Annotated in this window: 20 protein-coding genes; 15 read left to right on the top strand and 5 right to left on the bottom strand. The window is 34.1% G+C overall.

Going from position 1 to position 23,376, the window contains the following annotated elements; translation table 11 throughout:
* Positions 1-171: 171 nt before the first annotated feature.
* Both FPG59_RS02275 and FPG59_RS02270 read left to right on the top strand, forming a co-directional pair.
* On the top strand, positions 172-639 hold the full coding sequence (locus FPG59_RS02275; RefSeq protein WP_086452997.1) for an MgtC/SapB family protein: 468 nt from the start codon (positions 172-174) through the stop codon (positions 637-639).
* Between the two features lie 36 nt (positions 640-675).
* On the top strand, positions 676-2,772 hold the full coding sequence (locus tag FPG59_RS02270) for a heavy metal translocating P-type ATPase (protein WP_086452996.1): 2,097 nt from the start codon (positions 676-678) through the stop codon (positions 2,770-2,772).
* A gap of 237 nt (positions 2,773-3,009) precedes the next feature.
* On the opposite strand, the gene FPG59_RS02265 is transcribed toward FPG59_RS02270, so the two are convergent.
* The 5 genes from FPG59_RS02265 to FPG59_RS02245 all read right to left on the bottom strand — a co-directional run bounded on the left by FPG59_RS02265 (position 3,010) and on the right by FPG59_RS02245 (position 7,354).
* On the bottom strand, positions 3,010-4,980 hold the full coding sequence (locus FPG59_RS02265) for a protein-disulfide reductase DsbD (RefSeq protein WP_086452995.1): 1,971 nt from the start codon (positions 4,978-4,980) through the stop codon (positions 3,010-3,012).
* A 155-nt stretch (positions 4,981-5,135) separates the two neighbouring features.
* Positions 5,136-5,942, bottom strand: a complete 807-nt coding sequence (locus tag FPG59_RS02260; RefSeq protein ID WP_086452994.1) for a hypothetical protein — start codon at positions 5,940-5,942, stop codon at positions 5,136-5,138.
* A gap of 2 nt (positions 5,943-5,944) precedes the next feature.
* The gene (locus FPG59_RS02255; RefSeq protein WP_254906629.1) at positions 5,945-6,472 is read right to left on the bottom strand and encodes a heavy-metal-associated domain-containing protein; all 528 of its coding nucleotides are present in this window, start codon (positions 6,470-6,472) and stop codon (positions 5,945-5,947) included.
* 1 nt (position 6,473) lies between these two features.
* Positions 6,474-6,962, bottom strand: a complete 489-nt coding sequence (locus tag FPG59_RS02250) for a TlpA disulfide reductase family protein (RefSeq protein WP_086452992.1) — start codon at positions 6,960-6,962, stop codon at positions 6,474-6,476.
* A 29-nt stretch (positions 6,963-6,991) separates the two neighbouring features.
* Entirely contained in the window at positions 6,992-7,354 is a 363-nt protein-coding gene (locus tag FPG59_RS02245; RefSeq protein ID WP_086452991.1) for a heavy-metal-associated domain-containing protein, read from the bottom strand.
* 1,227 nt (positions 7,355-8,581) lie between these two features.
* Here FPG59_RS02245 and FPG59_RS02235 point away from each other — a divergent pair.
* The 13 genes from FPG59_RS02235 (at position 8,582) to FPG59_RS02175 (ending at position 23,355) form a co-directional block, all read left to right on the top strand.
* A complete protein-coding gene (locus FPG59_RS02235) occupies positions 8,582-8,950 on the top strand; it encodes a hypothetical protein (protein ID WP_086452989.1) in 369 nt (122 codons plus the stop codon).
* A gap of 153 nt (positions 8,951-9,103) precedes the next feature.
* A complete protein-coding gene (locus FPG59_RS02230) occupies positions 9,104-9,949 on the top strand; it encodes a DUF3347 domain-containing protein (RefSeq protein ID WP_086452988.1) in 846 nt (281 codons plus the stop codon).
* A gap of 20 nt (positions 9,950-9,969) precedes the next feature.
* Entirely contained in the window at positions 9,970-11,022 is a 1,053-nt protein-coding gene (locus FPG59_RS02225; protein WP_086452987.1) for a hypothetical protein, read from the top strand.
* A gap of 103 nt (positions 11,023-11,125) precedes the next feature.
* Positions 11,126-11,752, top strand: coding sequence for a heavy metal-binding domain-containing protein (locus FPG59_RS02220; protein WP_086452986.1), 627 nt, complete (start codon positions 11,126-11,128; stop codon positions 11,750-11,752).
* 190 nt (positions 11,753-11,942) lie between these two features.
* Positions 11,943-12,677: a DUF3347 domain-containing protein gene (locus FPG59_RS02215; RefSeq protein ID WP_086453000.1), complete on the top strand. Its 735-nt coding sequence runs from the start codon at positions 11,943-11,945 to the stop codon at positions 12,675-12,677.
* A 1-nt stretch (position 12,678) separates the two neighbouring features.
* On the top strand, positions 12,679-13,149 hold the full coding sequence (locus tag FPG59_RS02210) for a heme-binding domain-containing protein (RefSeq protein ID WP_086452985.1): 471 nt from the start codon (positions 12,679-12,681) through the stop codon (positions 13,147-13,149).
* Positions 13,150-13,154: 5 nt separating this feature from the next.
* Complete coding sequence (locus tag FPG59_RS02205; protein WP_086452984.1) at positions 13,155-14,435, top strand: efflux RND transporter permease subunit; 1,281 nt, start codon at positions 13,155-13,157, stop codon at positions 14,433-14,435.
* Between the two features lie 11 nt (positions 14,436-14,446).
* Positions 14,447-16,384, top strand: coding sequence for an efflux RND transporter permease subunit (locus tag FPG59_RS02200; RefSeq protein ID WP_086452983.1), 1,938 nt, complete (start codon positions 14,447-14,449; stop codon positions 16,382-16,384).
* A complete protein-coding gene (locus FPG59_RS02195; RefSeq protein WP_086452982.1) occupies positions 16,371-17,624 on the top strand; it encodes a TolC family protein in 1,254 nt (417 codons plus the stop codon). The genes FPG59_RS02200 and FPG59_RS02195 overlap by 14 nt, the downstream gene beginning before the upstream one ends.
* Before the next feature lie 2 nt (positions 17,625-17,626).
* Positions 17,627-18,874: an efflux RND transporter periplasmic adaptor subunit gene (locus tag FPG59_RS02190; RefSeq protein ID WP_086452981.1), complete on the top strand. Its 1,248-nt coding sequence runs from the start codon at positions 17,627-17,629 to the stop codon at positions 18,872-18,874.
* Between the two features lie 2 nt (positions 18,875-18,876).
* A complete protein-coding gene (locus FPG59_RS02185; RefSeq protein WP_086452999.1) occupies positions 18,877-20,094 on the top strand; it encodes an efflux RND transporter periplasmic adaptor subunit in 1,218 nt (405 codons plus the stop codon).
* 148 nt (positions 20,095-20,242) lie between these two features.
* Entirely contained in the window at positions 20,243-20,821 is a 579-nt protein-coding gene (locus FPG59_RS02180; protein WP_245181095.1) for an AAA family ATPase, read from the top strand.
* The gene (locus tag FPG59_RS02175; protein ID WP_086452980.1) at positions 20,818-23,355 is read left to right on the top strand and encodes a heavy metal translocating P-type ATPase; all 2,538 of its coding nucleotides are present in this window, start codon (positions 20,818-20,820) and stop codon (positions 23,353-23,355) included. The genes FPG59_RS02180 and FPG59_RS02175 overlap by 4 nt, the downstream gene beginning before the upstream one ends.
* The last annotated feature ends 21 nt before the right edge of the window (positions 23,356-23,376 follow it).

Raw genomic sequence — 23,376 nt, 5'->3', positions numbered from 1 at the left:
TAGAACGAACGGCAATTATATTACAAGATCCGTTCGAAAATGTAACAACCGACATTCCAATGACAAGTCTTGCAATAACAATAGAAATAAATATTAAAGAATTGATAGGCGATACAGATTTACCAATTGTAGAAAAGCCAAAATCGTTTTATATAATGTAATATATAAATTATGGATATAAATGCAGAATTAATTATTGTTTCCAAACTGATTGTCTCCTTTTTATTAGGAGGATTTATTGGTTTAGATAGAGAAAAACACTGTCAAGATGCAGGAATAAGAACGTATGCAGCCGTATGTATTGGCGCAACTTTGTTTACAGCTATTACAGCCCATTTGGTAAATAACCCAGCGGATACTTCAAGAGTAATTGCAAATATTGTAACAGGCGTTGGTTTTCTAGGTGCTGGAATTATTTATCGCAATTCTACTGCAGGAACATCACACGGATTAACAACAGCAGCAACCGTATGGTGTACATCAGCAGTTGGTGTTGCGGTAGGATTAGATATGTTTATTATAGCTATAATAGGTGCTTGCGCATTGTATTTTCTACTTTCATTACACCATCAAAAATGGTATATAAAATGGAAGCAAAATATGATAATAAAACACGGTAAGGAAAACGAAAATGATTAAATAAAATATTCTTAATTAATTTAAAATGATTAAAAAATGAAAAATACAGATCCAAAACACAAGCACACTTATGATGCTCAAGGTAAAATGACTTGCTGTTCACAAGAAGAAAAAATAAATAAAATGGCAGATAAGCAGGTAAAAAAGAAAACTAAAAAAGAAAGCTGTTGTAGCAACGAACACGATGATACAAAGGCTAAAAAAATAGTAAAGGACCAGCACAATCACGATGAGCATTCGGATGATGACGGACACGACCATTCAGGCGGTAATCAAACGACGTTTCAAATGTTCTTGCCAGCAGTTATAAGTTTTGTGCTATTACTCATTGCTATTGGTTTTGATAATTATTTTCCACAAACTTGGTTCACTGGCTGGGTCCGTATTTCTTGGTATGTAGTAGCTTATGCTCCTGTTGGTTTTCCGGTAATAAAAGAAGCTTTTGAAAGCATACGTAAAGGCGAAATCTTTTCAGAATTCCTATTAATGAGTATTGCTACAATCGGAGCATTCGCTATTGGTGAATATCCCGAAGGTGTTGCCGTAATGCTATTTTATGCCGTTGGCGAAGTATTTCAAACACTGGCAGTTCAAAGAGCAAAAAACAACATCAAATTATTGTTGGATCAAAGACCAGATACCGCTACAGTTATCAAAGAGGGCAATACTATTGATAAAAAAGCAGCTGAAATTGTCATTGGAGAAATAATCCAATTACGCCCAGGAGAAAAATTAGCACTCGACGGAAAATTACTTTCAGATAATGCTTCCTTAAACACAGCAGCATTAACAGGAGAAAGCAAACCAGATACAAAACAAAAAGGAGAAACCGTTCTTGCAGGAATGATTAACCTGAATACAGTTGTTCAAGTCGAAGTGACAACGGCTTACACTGATAGTAAGTTGTCAAAAATCCTTGAGATGGTGCAAGATGCCACGGCTAAAAAAGCACCTACCGAACTATTTATTCGAAAATTTGCTAAAATATACACCCCAATAGTTGTGTTTTTGGCAATCTGTATTTGTTTAGTTCCAATGATATTCATAGAAAATTATATCTTCAACGATTGGTTATACCGAGCTTTAGTTTTCTTGGTTATTTCCTGTCCTTGTGCGCTGGTAATTTCTATTCCTTTGGGATATTTTGGAGGTATTGGTGCAGCAAGTAAAAATGGAATTTTAGTAAAAGGCTCGAATTTTCTAGATATAATGGCATCTATTCAAACAGTAGTTATGGACAAAACTGGAACGCTGACCAAAGGCGTTTTTAAAGTTCAAAAAGTGGTAGCCGTTGATATTCCGGAAGCTGATTTAATAAAATTCACAGCAGCATTAGAAACCAAATCCACACATCCGGTAGGAACTGCTATTATTGAATATGCCAAAGGTTCAGAAAAAGAGGTAACAGTTACCGATGTCGAAGAAATTGCAGGACACGGATTGAAAGGTAATGTAGAAGGAAAAGAAATATTGGCAGGAAATGTAAAATTAATGAAGAAATTCAATATCAGTTACGATGCTGAAATCGACAACACACCATTTACAATAATAGTTATTGCCATCAATCAAAAATATGCAGGATACTTTCTAATTGCTGACGAAATAAAAGAAGATGCAAAAACAGCTATCGAAAGTTTGCATAAAATAAACATCAAAACCGTAATGCTTTCGGGAGATAAACAAGCCGTTGCAGATGCTGTTGCAAAAGAATTAAATATCGATCAAGCCTATGGCGATTTGTTACCTGAAAACAAAGTAGAAAAAGTAGAAGAATTGAAAAAGCAAAACCTTAAAATTGCCTTTGTTGGTGATGGTGTAAATGATGCGCCGGTTGTAGCCCTTGCCGATGCCGGAATTGCAATGGGTGGTTTAGGAAGCGATGCCACTATCGAGACCGCCGACATCGTTATTCAAAACGACCAGCCCACGAAAATTTTTACAGCAATAAATATTGGTAGAAAAACAAAACAAATCGTTTGGCAAAACATTGGGTTGGCATTCACAGTAAAAGCAATTGTACTGGTTCTTGGTGCCGGAGGTTTAGCCACCATGTGGGAAGCTGTTTTTGCCGATGTTGGTGTGGCTTTATTAGCTATTTTGAATGCAGTTAGAATACAGCGAATGAAGTTTTAAATCTGATATTAATAAGAAGCGTCCATTAATAGGGACGCTCTTTAAAATATTTATGATTTTTTTGGAGGTGCTTTTCCTCCTGCACAACAAGAACCATCTACACTACAAGATTTTTTCTCATTAGAGACTAGAACCATTACCCAATAAAATCAAAGTATTTTAAAAGTTATTATTTTTAACCCTAAAAATATTGCGTTATAAAAAAAGCTGTCCAAATCATTTTTAGACAGCTTTTTTCTATTTTTGAAACTGTTTAATGCCATATTTCAGCCATTGTTCATATTCAGTAATGTCTGGCATATATCCAACTGGTTGGTTTAAACTTTTCTCTTTTGTATCCAATATGATATAATACGGCTGAGCGTTTGCCTTATAACGAGTGATTTGGAAATCACTCCATTTGTTTCCTATTGATTTTATCTTTTTGCCAGTTTCTTTAGAGACATATTGTTCCTCGATAGGCAATTCTCTTTTGTCATCAACATATAGTGAAATAAGAACTACTTCATTATTTAAAATAGATAAAATGCGAGGATCCGACCAAACATAATCTTCCATTTTTCGGCAATTTACACAAGCAAATCCTGTAAAATCCAAGAGAATAGGTTTGTTTACACTTTTGGCATAAGCCAATCCTTTTTCATAATCGGTAAAAGCCATAATATCATGTGGTCCTTTATGTGCTCCGTCTGGTAATGCTATTGCTGATGTAGATTCTCTGTTTGAGCCGCCTACACCGTATGGAGATTCACTATAGGTCATAGGTGGAGGAAAGCCACTTATTAATTTTAATGGAGCACCCCATAAACCCGGAATAAGATATATTGCAAATACCAATACCACTAGTCCAACAGATAATCTTCCTACTGAAATTGAAGACGAAGGAGAATCATGTGGCAAGGTTATTTTTCCGAATAAGTAGAATGCCAAAGTTCCAAATATAGCAATCCAAATGGATAAAAATATTTCTCTTTCAAACCAGTGCAATTGCAATACTAAATCGGCATTAGACAAGAATTTAAATGCTAAAGCTAATTCTATAAAACCTAAAAATACTTTTACTGTATTTAACCATCCGCCAGATTTTGGTAATGTATTTAACCAACCTGGGAACATGGCAAATAACATAAAGGGTAATGCTAAAGCAAAAGAAAAACCTAACATCCCCACAATTGGTGCTATACCACCTTTGGAAGCTGCTTCGACTAATAATGTTCCGATAATTGGTCCTGTACAAGAAAAGGAAACTATTGCAAGAGCCAGCGCCATGAAAACGATTCCTAAGATTCCACCTTTATCTGCTTGACGGTCCACTTTATTTGCCCAGGAATTAGGTAACATAATTTCGAAAGCGCCTAAAAACGATAATGCAAATACAACCAATAACACAAAGAAAATAACATTGAACCATACATTGGTTGATAATGCATTTAGTGCATCGGCACCAAAAATTAAGGTAATTACAGTTCCTAGAAATACATAAATCAAGACGATTGAAATACCATAGATAATGGCATTTTTAATTCCTTTGGCTTTGTTTTTGCTTTGTTTTGTAAAGAAACTTACTGTCATTGGGATCATTGGAAACACGCAAGGAGTAAGCAATGCCGCAAAACCAGATAAGAAAGCAATAAAGAAAATCATATATAAACTAGAATCAGATTCATTAGATTCTGGTTGTTTTTCTACCGCAGTATTTGCATCAGCTTTGGTAGTTTTTTCGTTTGCAATATCGGAAGCCTGGATTTCTTTTGCTTCAAGCGTTTTAAGATCAAACTCAAAATATTTTGTTTCGCTGATACAGTTTTCCATGCAAACTTGGTAAGAAAGCTCCACTTGTATAATTTCCTTTTCTGGATTAATCTGTTTGATTAATTGGGTAAAAGTAACTTTATCGGAAAAGAAGATTTCATCGACACCAAAGATTTCATTAAACTCTCGTTTGGTTTCACTTTCGGTTGCTTTTCCAATAAATTCATAATTGCTTTTGTTATCATGAAAAATGAATTCGGCAGGAAGAGGACCATCTTCAGGTGTAAATTGAGAATATACGTGCCAACCTGCTTCGATATTACCATTAAAAGTAAGTACATATTCTGAGGTGGATTTCTTCTCGATTCTAGGTTCCCATTTCACAGGATCTATAATCTGTGCCTGGACTTTGACAAAAACAAAGCCCAAGAGCAATAAATAAAAAATTTTCTTCATTTTATAAGTTTAATCAGAACGATTTGTTCTGGTGATAATTTGATTTTACACGTGTCATTTCCCGATAAGCCATAGGAAGTGTTTCGATGGTCTTTTGCCATCGAAACACTTATTTTATGAACTTTAGATTTAAATTAAAATCTTGGCGAAGTAATTTATTTGGTCACATTAAAAAAAGTATATTCCAGTTTTAAGAAAACACCATCAGATGTGGCACGTTGCATCGAGCTATACAATTCTTTTTTGTATGCAAGGTCAATTCTCGCCTGACTGTTAATGATAAACTGAATCGAAGGAACTACATCCAGATATGATTTTCCGTTTTCGGTTATCGTTTGTCCAGTAAATTCCAGCATCGCATTGATGTTGGTTTGTTTAAAACTTGTATAATTTTTTGGATACATTAATTTCCCTACTGAGAACGTATAATTTACTGCGCTGTTACCCAAAAAATCCGGAAAGCTATAATCACTGTTATTAAGTGCCCGCGCGTAACTTACAGAAGAACTTATGGCAACTTTATGGATTAACTGAGTAGCTACCAGACCAGCTTCGTAACCAGAGTTTCCTCCCATTAAGTCTATAGCTTCCTGATTAATAAAAGAGTTATTATAACTGTATCGTCCAAAGACAGCCATCCTAAAATGACTTTGTAAATCATCTACAGAAAAGAAACGATATTTAGCATAAAAACCACCACCTTTAAGCCCCAATCCATTTTCTTGGTTACTAAGAAAAGCTGAGGTACGAACCATGATATTTTTATTTATTCCCCAAGTAACTTCGGGCGTTAAATTATACATAGACCCACTTTCCAGTTGATTTTTCATAAGAGATTGACCAACCCGAACCCCAATAGAACCCGCCGGAACATTACTAGCGGGTTCGGTTACTACAAATAATTCCTGTGCATCTATTTTGAATGAAATAAGTAATAAGAAAACAATTGATAGATATTTCATTTTTATAGGGTCTTTAAATAATAATCATTTTCATTTTCCGTAGCATAACCAGGATATTTAGAATATGATTTAACTAGTTTTTTATACTCTTTTTGGGTTACAAAACCTTTATCCAGAACTCTGTATCTTGTTTCTGCATGAGCTACTGGGGTTTTAATATCAATGAAATTATAAGTTACATCATCAACTTTTAAGGTTGTATTATCCTCAATTGTTGGCGTATGAAACTTTGCAGTCAAAACCATAGAACCTACAAAGAAACCAGCTTTTTCAACAGCGTTTTTTAATACTTTAGGTTGTAATGAGTTATCTTTTTTAAAATAAACGGTAAACGTATTTGAATTTAAATCAGTACCAATACTATCTACTTCGGTAAAAGATTTTAATTGTTTATTTATCGCATTAGAGCACATAGAACAAGTTAATCCCGTTGCCATTATTTTGACTTTAGTGATTTGAGAATATGATTTTACACCAGTTAATAATACTAAAAGTGCAGCGGCTACGAATTTTATATGTAATGTTTTCATTTTATTTTTTGTTTTTTTTGATTTGAGCAATTATTTGTGATTCGGTTGGGTTTATGGCAATCAGTTTTCCTGATGCATCAAAAAGATAGGTTGCAGGCAGTGCTTCAACTCCAAAAGCCACAGCCGTTTTGGCATCAAAACCTTTCGGGTCGATTAATTGCTGGTGTTTCATTTTGTCTTTTTCAATGGCTTTTAACCATTTTGATTTATCGATATCAATTGAAATTCCAACAATTTCAAAATTCTGACCTTTGTATTGGTCATACATTTTTACCAATTTTTTGTTAGCCATTCGGCAAGGTGCGCACCATGATGCCCAAAAATCTACCAAAACTGTTTTTCCTTTAAAAGTATTTAGTTTAACTGTAGCGTTCTTATTGTTTTGAAGCTGAACATCTGGAAAAGAATCTCCTATTTTTATTTGTGCACTTGCTATAGAAACAGTTGCTATCAGGGAGAGTAATGTGATTATATTTTTTATTTTGAACATGAAATTTAATTTAAATGATTTGATTATGATTACTCCGCTTTTTTAGGACTTGCTTCTCTATCATATTGGCAACATCCATGCAATTCATCGTAAACAGCATTTGGGGCACTAAATTTTTCATTGTCATATCCAGCATCTGCAACACGTTTTAGTATGGCATCAAGATTGGTTTTCTTAGTATCGTAGGTAACTGTAGCGGTTTTGGTGTTCGTGTCCCAATTTACTTTGGCAACTTTATCAATGTTTGCAGCCGTTTCAATAGTTTTTTTGCACATGCCACAATTACCATTGATTTTTACGGTTTCAGTTGTTTTGTTTTTTATTTGCGCGCTGGCGAAAGTGACTGATAGCAATAGAGTCATTGCCATCAATAATTTTTTTATTGAGTTCATTGTTTTTATAATTTTGAATGAATTAATCCTAGAGCATGACAGAAACCATAGTATTTAGAGCTATGAATAGCGTTGATTGGATTAATATTTAATGATTTTTTAAGCCATAAAACAGGCTTTGGATTAGACAGATTTGTAACTGTCAGGAAATGAATCTAGCTTATTTTAGGTGGAAGCCAGATAGAACGGAAATCTGAAGAAATAAAGATTTCTGAATAATAGTAATTTTGTTTCCTTTCTGAAAAACTAAAAAGAGAATTATTTTCTGTTTGGAAAGAAAGTATCGAGGAATAACCGCAGTAAGCAGTTGGGCAACCACAAGAATTACCTACACAGCTATTATCGCAATTGTGTTCTTTCTTATTAGAATCTTTTTTCTTGCAACAGTCTTTTACTGTAAATTCTTTTTTACAACATGGCATTTCTTTTTTTGTCCCATGCGCATAAGTAAGCGTTGGTCCCAAAAGAAAACCAAGCATAACGAGTAGCAATATGTAGAACTTTTTTGTCATACTGGGCACAAATCTACAATTTTATTAGCTGACTCGAATGTTAATTTTTTTGTAAATGTTCTATTATAATTGATTCTTCAATTATGTTTAGTGACACCCCGCTGAAATAAAAACAGTTTAATTAATTGATAATCAGTATTTTTGTTTTTAGGACTAAAAGATCGTTTTTAATTTACTGAACACTTGTAACATGTAGATTAGTAATTTTTACAAATTAAAAGAAATATAATTGTTGATTATGAAACCAGTTAATTGATAACGTATCCCAACTGAAGAACTGGAAATTCATCGCTTTTATTCCACAAACGGAAAGAATTGATAAAATTATCGATGGATTTGAATAGTCATATATCTTCCATGAAATTACATTAAAAGCTAGTGAATTCAAATTTCTAACTTTAGATTATGATGAGAAAACTCAAAATTTCGATATAATAGTTTTCCTGAAAAACTAAAATTTATATCAACTGGCTCAAATACCAGATAATAATGAGGAATTAATCCATTTATATGATTTAAATTTTTACATAGATGAGATTAACACTCATAACAAAGATTTAAGTAGTTTAGTCTTCATCTATTTGCTTCCCTAATAATACTTTTAATGAGAATATAAATCAAAACAAAATAGTAGTGATGAAATTTTTTTAACAAGTCTTTATTGAAAATTAAGATTATTTCTCTAACTTTGTCCAATATTAGATTTTCTATACAAATGAAAAAGTTTCACATTTTATTAATCGTTGTACTTGGCTTCTTCTTGATGCCAATGGTAACTTTTGCGTGTGGAAACAATTCAGAAAAACAATCTTGCAAAAAAGAAATCTCTTCTAAAACAGATAAAAAAGATTGTTGCGAAGGTGATAATCATTCGAAGAATAAAAATCATAAAGGTTGTGGAGGAAAATGCAGCCATTCTAAATGTGGTTGTGCTTCTTCTTGCAACACATCTGTTTCTATTAATGAATTGAACTTTAATAAAAATATTTTTAATTTCTTTTCAGAAAAACAAAATTTTTACAATTACGAAACCTCCATTTCTTCTGGTTTCAATTCTTTATGGCTTATACCAAAAATAGGCTAAATTTTAAATTTGATAGCCATAATTGTGTCAAATCAAAAGCAATTATTGCTTTAAATCATTTACTTTCTCAGTTAATTTCATTTTCAAAAGGCTGGCTTTGTTGTGCTGTCATTTTGTTCTTGTTTAACTAATTCAATTTAAAATTATTTTACAATGAAATCACTAAAAAAAATAGTGATGGCAATAACTCTATTGCTATCATTCACAGTGTCTAATGCGCAAATCAAAAACGCTAAAACTGAAACCGTAAAAATATTCGGGAATTGTGGAATGTGCGAAACCACCATAGAAAAAGCAGGAAGTCTCAAGAAAATTGCGAATGTTGATTGGAATAAAGACACCAAAATGGCTACGCTTACTTATGATGCTAAAAAAACCAATCAAGATGAAATCTTAAAACGTATTGCACTTGCGGGTTATGATAGCGAAAAATTCCTTGCTCCAGATGCTGCATATTCAAAACTTCCGGGATGTTGTCAATACGATCGTGAAGCAAAAGTTGCAGTAAAAACGGAAACAAAATCCGAAGAAACTAAAATGGAAATGAACGACCATTCTACAATGACTGAAAACCAAGGAACAGACCAACTAAAACCAGTTTTCGATAATTATTTTTCATTGAAAGATGCCTTGGTAAAAACAGATAGTAAAATGGCTTCTGCAAAGTCAAAAGATTTATTAACCGCAATCACTGTCGTAAAAATGGAAACATTGAAAATGGATGTACATATGACTTGGATGAAAGTTTATAAAGATTTAACTGCTGATGCAAAAAATATTTCTGAAACACAGGATATCAAAAAGCAAAGAGAACTTTTCAAATCATTATCTAAAAATACGTATGAGTTGATAAAAGTTTCAAAATTTACTGAACCGGTTTATTATCAATATTGCCCGATGCAAGATGCCAATTGGTTAAGTAAAGAAAATACAATTAAAAATCCTTACTACGGATCACAAATGTTGAGTTGTGGTAAAACAGTAGAAACAATAAAATAATAAAATTAAAACTTTAAAAAATGAAGAATATATCTTTTACCGCATCAATAATTGGAGCAATACTTTTATCATCTTGTAATAAAGATGATAATATGGATATGACAAATGCAGCATTAAACGTTAATTATCCAGCAGCGTATGTTGTCAATGGTGAAGATGCAACAATTTCAGTAATCAAATTATCAACTAATGAAGTTACAGGAACTATTCCATTGATGGGAACCGATACAGATATGATAATGTGGCCACACCATATTTCTTCACATTCAAATCATCTTGCAATTGGAGTTCCGGGAATGGATTTAAGCGCAGGACACGCAGTGACAGGAACTATGTCGGGTAAACTTGTTGTTATTGATGCAACAACTGGTTCAATTGTTAAAAAAATGGGTTTACCTGTAATGAACCACAATACTATTTATTCTCCAAATGGTACAGAAATTTGGGTGCCTCAAATGGATATGAACGGAAAAGTATTGGTGTATGACGCTACAACTTATGCGTTGAAAAGTACAATTACTGTAGGTATGATGCCTGCAGAATTAACTTTCTCTTCGGACGGGACAAAAGCCTATGTTGCTAATGGCGATGATGATAACGTTTCAGTAATCAATGTAGCATCAAAATCAGTAGTTGCAACGGTTACAGTTGGTAACAATCCTGTTGGAGCTTGGACTGGTACAGATGGTAAAATGTATGTTGATAACGAAGACGGACAATCTATTTCTGTTATAAATGTAGCTACAAATGCCGTTGACCAAACTATTATTTTAGGATTTATGCCCGGAATTGCCTCACACAACGGAACAAAAAGCGAATTATGGGTTTCAGATCCAATGAATGGAAAAGTACATTATTGGACTTGGGATGCTGGTATGATGATGTGGATCCACGGTGGCGCTTTTAATACGGGTGCTGGTGCTCACGCAATTTCTTTCACTATGGACGGAAACACTGCCTATGTAACCAACCAAACAGCAAATACAGTTTCTGTTGTAAATGTTACCAATCATACCGTTACTAAAACAATCAATGTTGGTAAAAAACCAAATGGGGTTGTAATAAAAATGTAAACTATTAATTTCTAAAATATCAAATGTAAATTTGATAAACGATTAAAATGGCTTGCAATTGATCAGTGTTAATATTATAAACAATTAATTAAAACTGTAAAAAATGAAAAATCTAATTATCGTACTAAGCGTATTCTTAGCAGTTAGCACAGTAGCATCAGCTCAAGAAGCTACAAAATCTTCGCAAAAGGAAGCTCAAAAAACAACTTATACTTGCCCAATGCATCCAGAAGAAGTGAGTTTAATAGAAGGAAAATGTAGCAAATGTGGAATGACAATGGTAAAAACCACTGAAAAAATAGATACTCACGCTACAAAAGGCAGTCAACCTAAAACTAAAATTGTAACAAAATATGTTTGTCCAATGGACGGCTCAACTTCTGATACCGAAGGGAAATGTTCTAAATGTGGAACTAGGATGGTAAAAATTACCGAAAAGATAGATACTCACGCTACAAAAGGCAGTCAACCTAAAACTAAAATTGTAACAAAATATGTTTGTCCAATGGACGGCTCAACTTCTGATACCGAAGGGAAATGTTCTAAATGTGGAACTGGAATGGTAAAAATTACCGAAAAGATAGATACTCACGCTACAAAAGGCAGTCAACCTAAAACTAAAATTGTAACAAAATATGTTTGTCCAATGGATGGCTCAACTTCTGACAAACCGGGGGAATGTCCTAAATGTGGAATGGAAATGACTAAAACGGAGGGTAAGAAAAAATAATCCAGTCGCATAAATTTTAAATTTCCTTTTAGTTTAATTCAATGCACATGATACCAATAATAAGGATGCAATGATTTTAATGACCCTATAAAACGAAAAAATTAATTTCTATATAAAAATGGGTTTTCAAAAAAATATTCATCAAAAAATGTTGCAAATACCAACAATATCAATTAAAAAAAATAATAAAATGAAAAATCTAATCCTTTCAGCCATAGCGATGGCATTTGTACTAGTTTCTTGTAATCAAAAAAATAAAGAAGCTGCAACAACTAATTCGGAAACAACAGAGAGTACCTCGCAATTATACGCGTGTCCTATGCACCCAGAGGTTACAGGAAAAAAAGGTGAAAAATGTTCAAAATGTGGAATGGAATTAACCGAACCAGTTGTACAAAATGAAGCAGCTCATGATCATACTGATGGTAGTCATAGTCATAATGATACAACAACAGTTGAAGTTAATACTGAAGCTACATCGGTTACCCAAACAACATTTTCAACAAGCGAAATAATCTCTGGCTATTTAAAACTCAAAAACGCACTCACAAAAGACGATACAAAAGGAGCAGCCAATGCGGGTAAAGCATTATATGCAACTTTCAATAAAGTCAATACCAATGCAATAGATCCAAAATTGAAAACAGAATATATTGATATTTCTGATGATGCTAAAGAACAGGCAGAACACATTGGTGATAATGGTGGGAAAATTGACCACCAAAGAGAACATTTTGCGATGTTGAGTAAAGATGTGAATGATTTGATAAAAATATTTGGAGCAAAACAAAAACTATATCAAGATTTTTGTCCTATGTATAATGAAGGAAAAGGGGCTATTTGGATAAGTGAAAGCAAAGAAATAAAAAATCCATACTACGGTTCGAAAATGCTTACTTGTGGTTCTATGAAAAAACAATTATAAAATGAAAAAAATCATCAAGAAAATACTCATAATCGGGTTTGTTATTTTTTTGTTGATGCAGTTATATCAACCTGCTCGTAATGAAAGTTATGAGCAGGAATTAACTGCAAATTTTACAAAAATGTACGATGTTCCTAAAAATGTTGAAACTATTTTACGGACATCTTGCTACGATTGTCACAGTAACAATACTAATTATCCATTATATTCTTACATTCAGCCAGCACGGTTTTTTATGGAAGAACACATTAAAGATGGTAAGAAGGATTTGAACTTTAATGAATTTGGAAAGTACTCCAAGCGAAAACAAGAAAACAAATTAGAAGCTATCATCAAACAAATAAAATCTGATGAAATGCCCTTAGCGTCCTACACGTTACTTCATAAAAATGCAATAGTAACACCTGCTCAAAAAGAGGAAGTAATCAATTGGATAAATAAAACAAAAGATAGTCTTTCATTAGAAAACTAAACATTATGGTAGAAAAATTAATAACATTCTCACTACGAAATCGAGCCGTTGTCTTGCTGGTTTCAGCTTGCTTATTTGCTTGGGGAGTTTACAGCGTCCAACAAAACCCCATTGACGCCATTCCTGATTTATCCGAAAATCAAGTTATTGTGTTTACGGAGTGGATGGGAAGAAGTCCACAGGTTATCGAAGCCCAAGTAACATATCCCTTGGTTTCCAACCTGCAAGGTATTCCTAAGGTTAAAAACATTCGAGGCGCATCTATGTTTGGGATGAGCTTTGTTTACATCATTTTTGAAGATGATGTCGATATTTATTGGGCAAGAACCCGTGTATTGGAAAGACTAAATTATGCCCAACGCTTGTTGCCTCAAAATGTAGTTCCAACACTTGGACCCGATGGCACAGGTGTGGGGCACGTTTTTTGGTATCATTTAGAGGCTAACGGTATGGACTTGGGAGAACAAAGAGCTTTACAAGATTGGTACGTGAAATTTGCATTACAAACTGTTCCCGGCGTGGCTGAAGTAGCATCATTTGGGGGTTTTGAAAAACAGTACCAATTAGTGTTAGATCCCTTGAAAATGCAGTACTACAATGTGAGTATGATGGAAGTGATGAATGCAGTCAAGGCTAATAATAACGATGTTGGTGGGCGAAAATTCGAAATGAGTGATATGTCATACATTATAAGAGGATTAGGATATATCAAAAACATAAAGGACGTGGAAGAGATTGCTATTAAAAATTATAATTCCGTTCCTGTAAAAGTTAAAGACATTGGTTCAATACAAATGGGTGGCGATTTGAGACTAGGTATTTTTGATGAAAATGGCACTGGTGAAGTTGTTGGCGGAATTGTGGTAATGCGTTATGGCGAAAATGCTGATAAGGTAATAACGGCAGTCAAGGAAAAAATGAAAGAAGTTGAAAAAGGATTGCCTGAAGGGGTTACTTTTAAAACCTCTTATGACCGAAGTGATTTAATAGAAAAAGCAATCGCATCAGTTAAAGGAACTTTAATCGAAATTATGATTACTGTTTCTCTTGTGGTTCTTCTTTTCCTTTTTCATTGGCGAAGTGCTTTAATTATACTCATTCAATTACCTATTTCTGTGTCTATTGGCTTTATTTTACTTGAAGCATTTGGCATTTCATCTAATATTATGTCATTAACGGGTATTGCTCTGGCAATTGGTGTTGTTGTTGATGATGGTATTGTAATGGTTGAGAATGCCTACAGGACAGTTTCGGAGAAACAAGAAGAAATGGACAATAATCAGTAATTGGAAATAAGATGAAAAATAAAATTAAAAATATATTCAAAAAAGAAAACGATCCACTATCTCCTGAAGATAAGTTGAAGCTTATAGAAAGCTCTTCCAAATTAGTAGGCCCAGGTGTTTTCTACTCAACAATAATTGTAATTACATCCTTTTTGCCTGTATTTCTTCTCACAGGAATGGAAGGCAAGTTATTTGGACCATTGGCTTGGACGAAATCTTTTATTCTGATAGTTGATGCCTTTTTAGCCATTACACTTGTACCAGTGCTAATTAGTTTTTTACTAAAAGGAAAACTTCGTCCAGAAAATAAAAATCCAATTAACAAAAAATTGGAAAGCATTTATACACCCATTTTGATTTTTTGTTTAAAATGGAGGAAAACGGTATTGGGCATCAACATCATTGCCTTGCTGATTGGTGTATTAATGTTTACTCGTTTAGGTTCAGAATTTATGCCCCCTTTAGATGAAGGATCTGTACTGTTTATGCCAGTAACCTTACCCGATGTATCCAACTCCGAAGTAAAGAGAATTCTTCAAGTTCAAGACAAATTGATTAAGTCGATTCCCGAAGTGGCTCACGTGTTGGGAAAAGCAGGCAGGGCAAATACGGCAACTGATAACAGTCCAATAAGTATGGTTGAAACCATTATTTTGCTAAAACCTCAAGCAGAATGGCGAGAAGACAAAACCAAGAATGATATTATCACGGAAATAAACAACAAACTGCAAATCCCTGGTGTGACCAATGGTTTTACGCAACCTATTATCAACCGTATCAATATGCTTTCAACAGGAATCAGAACCGATGTAGGAATCAAAATCTACGGAGCAAGTTTAGACACCATCAATGTTTTGGCTCAAAAAATTAAAAAAACATTGGAAGGAACTTCTGGAGTTAAAGATTTGTATGCGGAACCCATAACAGGCGGAAAATATATTGACATTGAAGCAAAAAGAGACGTTATTGGTAGATATGGATTGACCATAGACGACATTAATAATGTGGTTGAAGCTTCTATTGGAGGTATGAAACTAACCACGACTATCGAGGGAAGACAGCGTTTTTCTGTAAATGCAAGATATGCTCAAGAATACCGTAACAGCATTGAAGCCTTAAAAAAACTACAGGTGCAAACAATGGATTTTGGCCCAATACCATTAGAAACTGTAGCTAATGTAAAAATAAGTGATGGCCCTCCAATGATAAATAGCGAAAATGCAATGCTTCGGGGCACTGTGTTGTTCAATGTTCGGGAACGTGATTTAGGAAGTACTGTAAAAGAGGCGCAGAAAAAACTCGATGCAATGATGACTAAAATGCCAAAAGGATATTATGTGGAATGGAGCGGTCAATGGGAAAATCAAATTAGAGCCAACAAAACATTAAGTTTAATACTGCCTATTGTTGTGGTCATTATATTTCTTGTTTTATATTTTACGTACCATTCAATGAAAGAGGCATTAATCACGATGATTACAGTACCCTTTGCTTTAATTGGAGGAATATTTATGGTTTATTTTTATGGCATTAATTTATCCGTTGCTGTTGCCGTTGGATTTATTGCCTTGTTTGGAATGGCAATCGAAACGGCAATGTTAATGACCATCTATTTGAATGAAGCAATGAATAAAATGGTAGAAAAGTACGGAAACACGAAGGAAACCATAACTGAAGAAATATTGAAACAATATATTATTGATGGTTCAGCCAAAAGGTTAAGACCTAAATTGATGACGGTTTCAGTTTCCTTATTTGGATTAATCCCTATTCTTTGGGCAACAGGAACAGGATCTGATATAATGCTTCCCATTACTGTTCCACTAATTGGAGGTACAATTACTTCCACGATTTATGTATTATTAGTAACACCGATTGTTTTTGAAATGGTAAAACTTCGAGAATTAAGAACAAAAGGAAAAATAGATCTTATAGATGTTAAAGAATAAATTATATATAGCAATAAGTTGTTTGATTTTGAGCGCCACTAATTTGGCAGCACAAACACTTTCCTTGGATAATGTCTTGAGTACAATCAAGACAAACAATCCTCAACTAAAAATGTACGATGCCGACATTCAAAGTATGGATGCAGCGGCAAAAGGTGCCAGAAGTTGGATGCCACCACAAGTGGAAACGGGTTTCTTTATGACTCCTTACAATTCCAATCTTTGGAAAGCAAGCGAAATGGGACAAGGAATGGGAAATTATATGTTGGGTGTTACGCAAATGATACCCAATGCATCCAAGTTAAAAGCTGATTTTAATCTTATGAATGCAATGTCATCTGTTGAAAAAGAAAACAAAAACTATACAGTTAATCAATTGAAAGCATTGGCAAAAACAAATTATTATCAATGGTTGGTTTTAAATAAAAAAATAAAAATAGCCGATGATAATTTGTTGCTTTTAGATTATATGATTAAAAGTATGGAAATACGCTACCAGTATAATATGGATAAATTGCCTACTTATTACAAAGCAAAATCGCAATACAGCGCATTAGAGAGTATGATTCTAATGTTGCAAAATGACATTTCCCAAAAGCGAATTATGCTAAACACCTTGATGGCAAGAGATAAAAACACCAAATTTGAAATTGATGAAACTTACGAAATAAAAGATTTTAATTTGGCCATATCAGATACAACTTCTCTTTCTAAAAACCGAAGCGATGTGAAAGCCATAGAAAAAACGATGGAAATAAATCAGCTCAAAATTGCAGCCGAAAAAACAAAATTATTGCCCGAGTTTGGTATAAAATACGACCATATGTTTGCTTTTGGAACACAACCTCAACAGTTCTCCTTAATGGGAATGATTACCATTCCTATGCCTTGGTCAACCAAAATGAATAAAGCCAACATCAATAGTTATCATATTAAAAATGAAAGTCTCAATTGGCAAAAAGAAATGATATTGAATGAAGCCACAGGAATGATTTCGGGTATGAGCAATGAATTGAACGCTTTAAAAAAACAATACGAAGTTGCCCAAAAAAGTATTATCCCTGCTTTGAAGAAAAATTATGAAACAGCAATTTTGGCTTGGCAAAATAACACCGGTGATTTATTTGCCACTCTCGATGCTTGGGAAGCATTAAATATGGCTCAAATTGATGCTTTAGATAAATTGCAAAATATTTTGGCAGCACAAGTAGAAATTGAAAAACAATTAGAAACCAAATAATTATGAACAAGTATATAAAGTATGGTTTAGCTCTTATTGGAATTTCCATTATCGGAATTGCAATCTATTTCTTTGCCAAAAAATCAGATAATCATTCGGAAATGGAGCATCAAAACGAGGTTTACACTTGTTCGATGCACCCGGAAATCATTAGAGATAAACCCGGAAATTGTCCCATTTGCGGAATGACTTTAGTAAAAAAAATAACGGAGAATAATTCAGTTGAAGATAATTCAATCGACAATCTTATAAAACCTACCGACAATTTTATAGTAGGAAATTATCAAACGACAACGGCAATAGACACTACTTTGAGCAGTGAAATAAATCTACCAGGAATTGTGGGGTATGATCCCAATTCATCGGAAAATATTGCAGCTCGAATGAGCGGAAGAATTGAGCGAATGTATGTCAATTATAAATATCAAAAAGTAAATAAAGGACAAAAACTATTTGATTTATACAGCCCTGAATTACTGACGGAACAACAAAACTTCATTTATATGGTCATTAATGATGTTGAAAATCCTTCGATTATTGATGCGTCCAGACAAAAATTGTTGCTTTATGGAATGACTCAAAATCAAATAAATGCGCTGTCTAATTCCAAAAAAGTAAACCCGCTAATAACAATTTATAGTCCTGCTTCCGGGATTATTGATGGAACAGCAACGATGGATAATACAACTATTCCTGTGATGCAAAGTGCGAATAACAACACTGAAGTTTTGAATGTTAAAGAAGGGAGTTATATAAAAAAGGGAGAAGTCATTTTTAAACTATTAAATACGGATAAAGTATGGGGAATATTCAATGTTATCCAAGGATACAATAGTCTAATCAAAGCCAATCAATCCATCAGAATTACTTCCGAACTTGACAAAGATGAATTTATGGATGCAAAAATAAATTTTGTCGAAACACAATTAAACGCAGCTGATAAAACCAATAGAATTCGAGTTTATTTAAATAACAATAAATTGAAATTACCAGTTGGTTTGCGATTGCAAGGCGCAGTGAAAACAAATGCCGTAAAAGGAATTTGGATTCAAAAACAGGCAATGGTAAGTATTGGAAACAAGAAAATAGTTTTCTTAAAAATGGAGAATGGCTTTAAGGCATCGTCCATAAAAACAGGAATTGAAATAGATGATTTTATCCAAATTATGGAAGGTATTTCAGTAAAAGACACCATTGCCAAAAACGCACAATATTTAATTGACAGCGAAAGCTTTATTAAAACCGAATAATGATGAAGACAATAAAAAAAATAAGTTTACTATCAATACTATTTATGGTAATGGTGGCTTGTAATACTAAAGAAAAAGAAGACCATAGCAAACACAATAAGAGTGCAGCAACAACATTTTACACTTGCTCAATGGATCCACAAGTCAAGGAAGACAAACCCGGAAAATGCCCTATTTGCCATATGGAGTTAACCCCAATAAAACAAGATGATACAGAGGCAAACGAAATAAGTTTGAGTAAACAGCAAATACAGCTGGGAAATATCACTACCCAAACTATTTCAGAAACCCAAAGCAGTTTAGAGCAAAATTATACGGGAGTCCTGACAATTAATCAAGAGAAAATCAAAACCATTTCTTCAAGAGCAATGGGAAGAATTGAAAAGTTGTATTTCAAGACCGTTGGTGATTATGTGGCTAAAAACCAAGCCGTATATCAATTGTATAGCGAAGATATTGCTATTGCTAAACAGGATTATTTTACGGCATACAAACAACTCGCAATGCCTGGCGATTTTGGAAAGAATGCCCGAAATATGCTCAATGCAGCTAAACAAAAGCTGTTGTTCTTTGGTTTAACCAATGCCCAGATTGAAAGTATAAAAACCAGTAAGGAAGTTTCTCCTTATACCATTTTTTATAGCACTGCCAGTGGAACAATATCGGAAATAAGTACCACAGAAGGCAGTTATGCAATGGAAGGTTCCCCCATCATTAAATTGGCGGATTTAAACAGTCTTTGGTTAGAAACACAGGTAAACGTAAACTATGCCAAGAATCTAAAAATAGGACAAAAAGCCCAAATTACATTTTCCGATTTTCCTGATAAAACCATAAATGCGCAAGTTTCTTTTATCAATCCTGAAATAAATCCAGATACTCGTCTGCTTTTAATTCGAATGGAAGTGCCCAATCAAAACTTGCTGTTGAAACCCGGAATGCAGGCAATTGCAAGATTGACACAATCCAATATAAAAGGAGTATTCATACCTACTGATGCTGTAATCAGGGAAGAAAATGCTTCTTACATCTGGATTGAAAAAAGACCAGGAGTATTTGAAAGCATAATGGTGGAAACAGGAGTAGAAACCAATGGGATGATTGAAATTAAATCAGAAATGGATCCATCTAAAAAAGTAGTCATCACTGGAGCGTATGCCATAAATAGCGAATATAAATTCCGAAAAGGAAATGATCCTATGGAGGGAATGAAAATGTAGTGTTTAGAAAGAAATGACACATACCTATAGTATTATTGAGACGGCACGTGTTCAAAAATAATATTATATCCGATCTGCGTGCTTTGCAAAAATCATAGCCAAAGGTTGAAAACCATAATAAATAGAAAACGAATTGAAACTAGTATGAATGAATTATGTTCTACTTGCAATTTTAAAAGTGATGAAAATGGACAATCAAAAAGTAGATACCAATTGGTATGTTATTACAGGTGGACCTAGTACAGGTAAAACAACAGTAATTGATATATTATCGAAAAGGGGCTACAAAACAACTATTGAACACGCCAGACATTACATTGATAGCATGAGGGAAGAAGGTAAAAGTCTAGAAGAAATAAGAGAAAATAAAAGACAATTTCAATTAGCTGTGCTAGATATGCAAATTGAACAAGAAGCGGAATTATCACCTATTGAAACTGTTTTTCTTGACAGGGCTATTCCTGATGCGATGGCCTATTATCAGTTTTTAAATCTTGATTATGACGAAAAATTACTTAATGCCATTAAGAGGGTGTCTTATAAAAAGATTTTTATTTTAGACCGATTACCTTTTACAAAAGACTATGCAAGAACAGAAGACGAAGAAGCACAAAAAACCATTCATAGATTAATTTTCGAGGTTTACAATTCATTAAGTTTTCCAGTCATTTTTGTTCCATTATTAACACCAAATGAAAGAGTAAATTTTATTTTAAAAAACATATGATACATACCTATAAAATTACCGGAATGACTTGCGATAGCTGTCGTTCTAAAGTGGAAAAAACATTGAATGCCATCGATGGAATTCAAGCAACGGTTACTTTGAATCCTCCAATTGCAACTATAACAATGGAAAAACACATTCCACTGGATCAATTTCAAGAGGCATTAACAACCGTTGGAAAGTACACTATAGAAATGAGTAGCGCTAACGATACAACTCACAAAACTGTCAATGAGCCAATAACAAAATCGTGTTGCAGTACTAAAACTAGTGATAACATGGATACAATACCTTCACTAAGTAATGCTCAAGGCAAATACTATTGTCCGATGCATTGTGAAGGAGACAAGGTTTACGATAAGCCCGGGAGTTGTCCAGTATGCGGAATGAATTTAGAAAAAGTTCATGAATTAAGTGCGGTTAAAAAATTATACACCTGTCCGATGCACCCGGAGGTAATCAAAGAAGAACCTGGCTCCTGCCCTATTTGCGGAATGGATTTAGTACCAATGGAACCTACAGATAGTGAAGACAAAAAGGTTTACAATGATTTGCTTAAGAAAATGAAAGTAGCAACAGCCTTTACAATTCCTGTTTTCGCAATAGCTACTATAGAAATGATGTCAAATAATCCGTTAGAAAAGATAATGGGCATTTCATACTGGAATTGGGTACAATTGATTTTGACGCTTCCCGTGGTTTTTTATGCGTGTTGGATGTTCTTTGTTCGCGCTTGGAAGTCAATTGTTACCTGGAATCTCAACATGTTTACGCTGATAGGAATTGGTACTGGAGTAGCTTTCTTGTTTAGTTTGGTTGGCATGTTTTTTCCTGATATTTTTCCAAATGAATTTAAAACCGAAAGCGGCACAGTGTTACTTTATTTTGAAGCAACAACGGTCATATTAACCTTGGTTTTGTTAGGCCAATTATTAGAAGCAAGAGCACACAGTCAAACTAGCGGTGCCATAAAAGAATTATTGAAATTAGCGCCCACCGAAGCGACTTTGGTTATCGAAGGAGGGGACAAAGTAATCTCGATTCACGACATCAAAAAAGGAGATTTATTACGAGTAAAACCGGGAGATAAAATTCCAGTAGATGGAAAAATTACTGATGGAGAAAGTACTATAGATGAATCTATGATTTCAGGAGAGCCTATTCCTGTTGATAAAAAGATTGATGATTCAGTTATAGCGGGAACCATAAACGGAAATAAATCCTTTGTTATGATTGCCGAGAAAGTTGGTTCGGAAACCTTGCTTTCGCAAATTGTTAAGATGGTAAATGATGCGAGCCGATCCAAAGCACCCATTCAAAAACTCGCGGATAGCATTGCAAAATATTTTGTACCGATTGTAGTTGTAGTTTCTGTCTTAACCTTTTTTGTTTGGGCAAAATTTGGACCGGAACCTGCCCTAGTCTATGGTTTTATCAATGCCATTGCAGTATTAATAATTGCCTGTCCTTGTGCTTTGGGATTAGCCACACCAATGTCGGTAATGGTCGGCGTAGGTAAAGGAGCACTATCAGGTGTTTTGATAAAAAATGCTGAAGCATTAGAGAATATGAACAAGGTAAATGTTCTGATAACTGATAAAACAGGTACCATTACCGAAGGAAAACCTTCTGTCGAAAAAGTGTTCTCCTTACAAAATGACGAAAATGGGCTATTGCAAAATATCGCTTCTTTAAATCAGTACAGCGAACACCCTTTGGCGCAAGCCGTAGGCAATTTTGCAAAAGCAAAAAATATTTCATTAATCGAAGTCAACGATTTTGAAGCCATTGCTGGAAAAGGAGTTATTGGGACGGTAACCAATAAAAAAGTGGCACTCGGAAATAAAAAACTAATGGAACAAGTGAACGCCACAGTTTCTGATGAATTGGAAAATAAAATTGTAGCCGAACAAAAACTAGGAAAAACAGTTTCTTATATTTCCATCGATGGGGTTGCTTTGGGTTTTGTAACCATTACAGACAAGATAAAAGAAACAAGCAAAGAAGCAATAAAAGAACTGATGCGTCAGGGTGTTGAAGTAATAATGATAACGGGCGACAATGAAAACACCGCAAAAGCCGTCGCTGCCGAACTCGATCTTAGTTCATTCATCGCAGGAGCCCTCCCCGAAGACAAACTAAATGAAATTAAGCGCCTCCAATCCCTCGGAAAAATTGTCGCGATGGCAGGAGACGGCATCAACGATGCCCCTGCATTAGCACAGTCAGACATCGGAATTGCCATGGGTACCGGAACTGACGTGGCGATAGAAAGTGCTAAAATAACTTTAGTAAAAGGCGATTTACAAGGTATTGTGAAAGCCAAAAAATTGAGCCACGCAGTAATGAGTAACATTAAACAAAATTTGTTTTTTGCCTTTTTCTACAATGTTTTAGGTGTGCCAATTGCAGCTGGAGTTTTATATCCATTTTTCGGGATTTTACTTTCTCCTATGATAGCAGCTTTGGCAATGAGTTTTAGCTCTGTATCCGTTATAATAAATGCTTTAAGATTAAGACGTTTGAAGCTTTAGAAAATAAGAATAGAAATTTAT

The sequence above is a fragment of the Flavobacterium sp. FPG59 genome, from assembly GCF_002150205.1.
GTDB lineage: Bacteria > Bacteroidota > Bacteroidia > Flavobacteriales > Flavobacteriaceae > Flavobacterium.
Note: the sequence above shows the minus strand (reverse complement) of the source record. Positions and strands in the feature narration are given on the sequence as shown.

What these genes read in the sequence shown, in the direction of transcription:
- FPG59_RS02275 (WP_086452997.1), top strand. Translation starts at nt 172, where the DNA reads ATGGATATAAATGCAGAATTAATTATTGTTTCCAAACTGATTGTCTCC.
- FPG59_RS02270 (WP_086452996.1), top strand. Translation starts at nt 676, where the DNA reads ATGAAAAATACAGATCCAAAACACAAGCACACTTATGATGCTCAAGGT.
- FPG59_RS02265 (WP_086452995.1), bottom strand. Translation starts at nt 4,980, where the DNA reads ATGAAGAAAATTTTTTATTTATTGCTCTTGGGCTTTGTTTTTGTCAAA.
- FPG59_RS02260 (WP_086452994.1), bottom strand. Translation starts at nt 5,942, where the DNA reads ATGAAATATCTATCAATTGTTTTCTTATTACTTATTTCATTCAAAATA.
- FPG59_RS02255 (WP_254906629.1), bottom strand. Translation starts at nt 6,472, where the DNA reads ATGAAAACATTACATATAAAATTCGTAGCCGCTGCACTTTTAGTATTA.
- FPG59_RS02250 (WP_086452992.1), bottom strand. Translation starts at nt 6,962, where the DNA reads ATGTTCAAAATAAAAAATATAATCACATTACTCTCCCTGATAGCAACT.
- FPG59_RS02245 (WP_086452991.1), bottom strand. Translation starts at nt 7,354, where the DNA reads ATGAACTCAATAAAAAAATTATTGATGGCAATGACTCTATTGCTATCA.
- FPG59_RS02235 (WP_086452989.1), top strand. Translation starts at nt 8,582, where the DNA reads ATGAAAAAGTTTCACATTTTATTAATCGTTGTACTTGGCTTCTTCTTG.
- FPG59_RS02230 (WP_086452988.1), top strand. Translation starts at nt 9,104, where the DNA reads ATGAAATCACTAAAAAAAATAGTGATGGCAATAACTCTATTGCTATCA.
- FPG59_RS02225 (WP_086452987.1), top strand. Translation starts at nt 9,970, where the DNA reads ATGAAGAATATATCTTTTACCGCATCAATAATTGGAGCAATACTTTTA.
- FPG59_RS02220 (WP_086452986.1), top strand. Translation starts at nt 11,126, where the DNA reads ATGAAAAATCTAATTATCGTACTAAGCGTATTCTTAGCAGTTAGCACA.
- FPG59_RS02215 (WP_086453000.1), top strand. Translation starts at nt 11,943, where the DNA reads ATGAAAAATCTAATCCTTTCAGCCATAGCGATGGCATTTGTACTAGTT.
- FPG59_RS02210 (WP_086452985.1), top strand. Translation starts at nt 12,679, where the DNA reads ATGAAAAAAATCATCAAGAAAATACTCATAATCGGGTTTGTTATTTTT.
- FPG59_RS02205 (WP_086452984.1), top strand. Translation starts at nt 13,155, where the DNA reads ATGGTAGAAAAATTAATAACATTCTCACTACGAAATCGAGCCGTTGTC.
- FPG59_RS02200 (WP_086452983.1), top strand. Translation starts at nt 14,447, where the DNA reads ATGAAAAATAAAATTAAAAATATATTCAAAAAAGAAAACGATCCACTA.
- FPG59_RS02195 (WP_086452982.1), top strand. Translation starts at nt 16,371, where the DNA reads ATGTTAAAGAATAAATTATATATAGCAATAAGTTGTTTGATTTTGAGC.
- FPG59_RS02190 (WP_086452981.1), top strand. Translation starts at nt 17,627, where the DNA reads ATGAACAAGTATATAAAGTATGGTTTAGCTCTTATTGGAATTTCCATT.
- FPG59_RS02185 (WP_086452999.1), top strand. Translation starts at nt 18,877, where the DNA reads ATGAAGACAATAAAAAAAATAAGTTTACTATCAATACTATTTATGGTA.
- FPG59_RS02180 (WP_245181095.1), top strand. Translation starts at nt 20,243, where the DNA reads ATGAATTATGTTCTACTTGCAATTTTAAAAGTGATGAAAATGGACAAT.
- FPG59_RS02175 (WP_086452980.1), top strand. Translation starts at nt 20,818, where the DNA reads ATGATACATACCTATAAAATTACCGGAATGACTTGCGATAGCTGTCGT.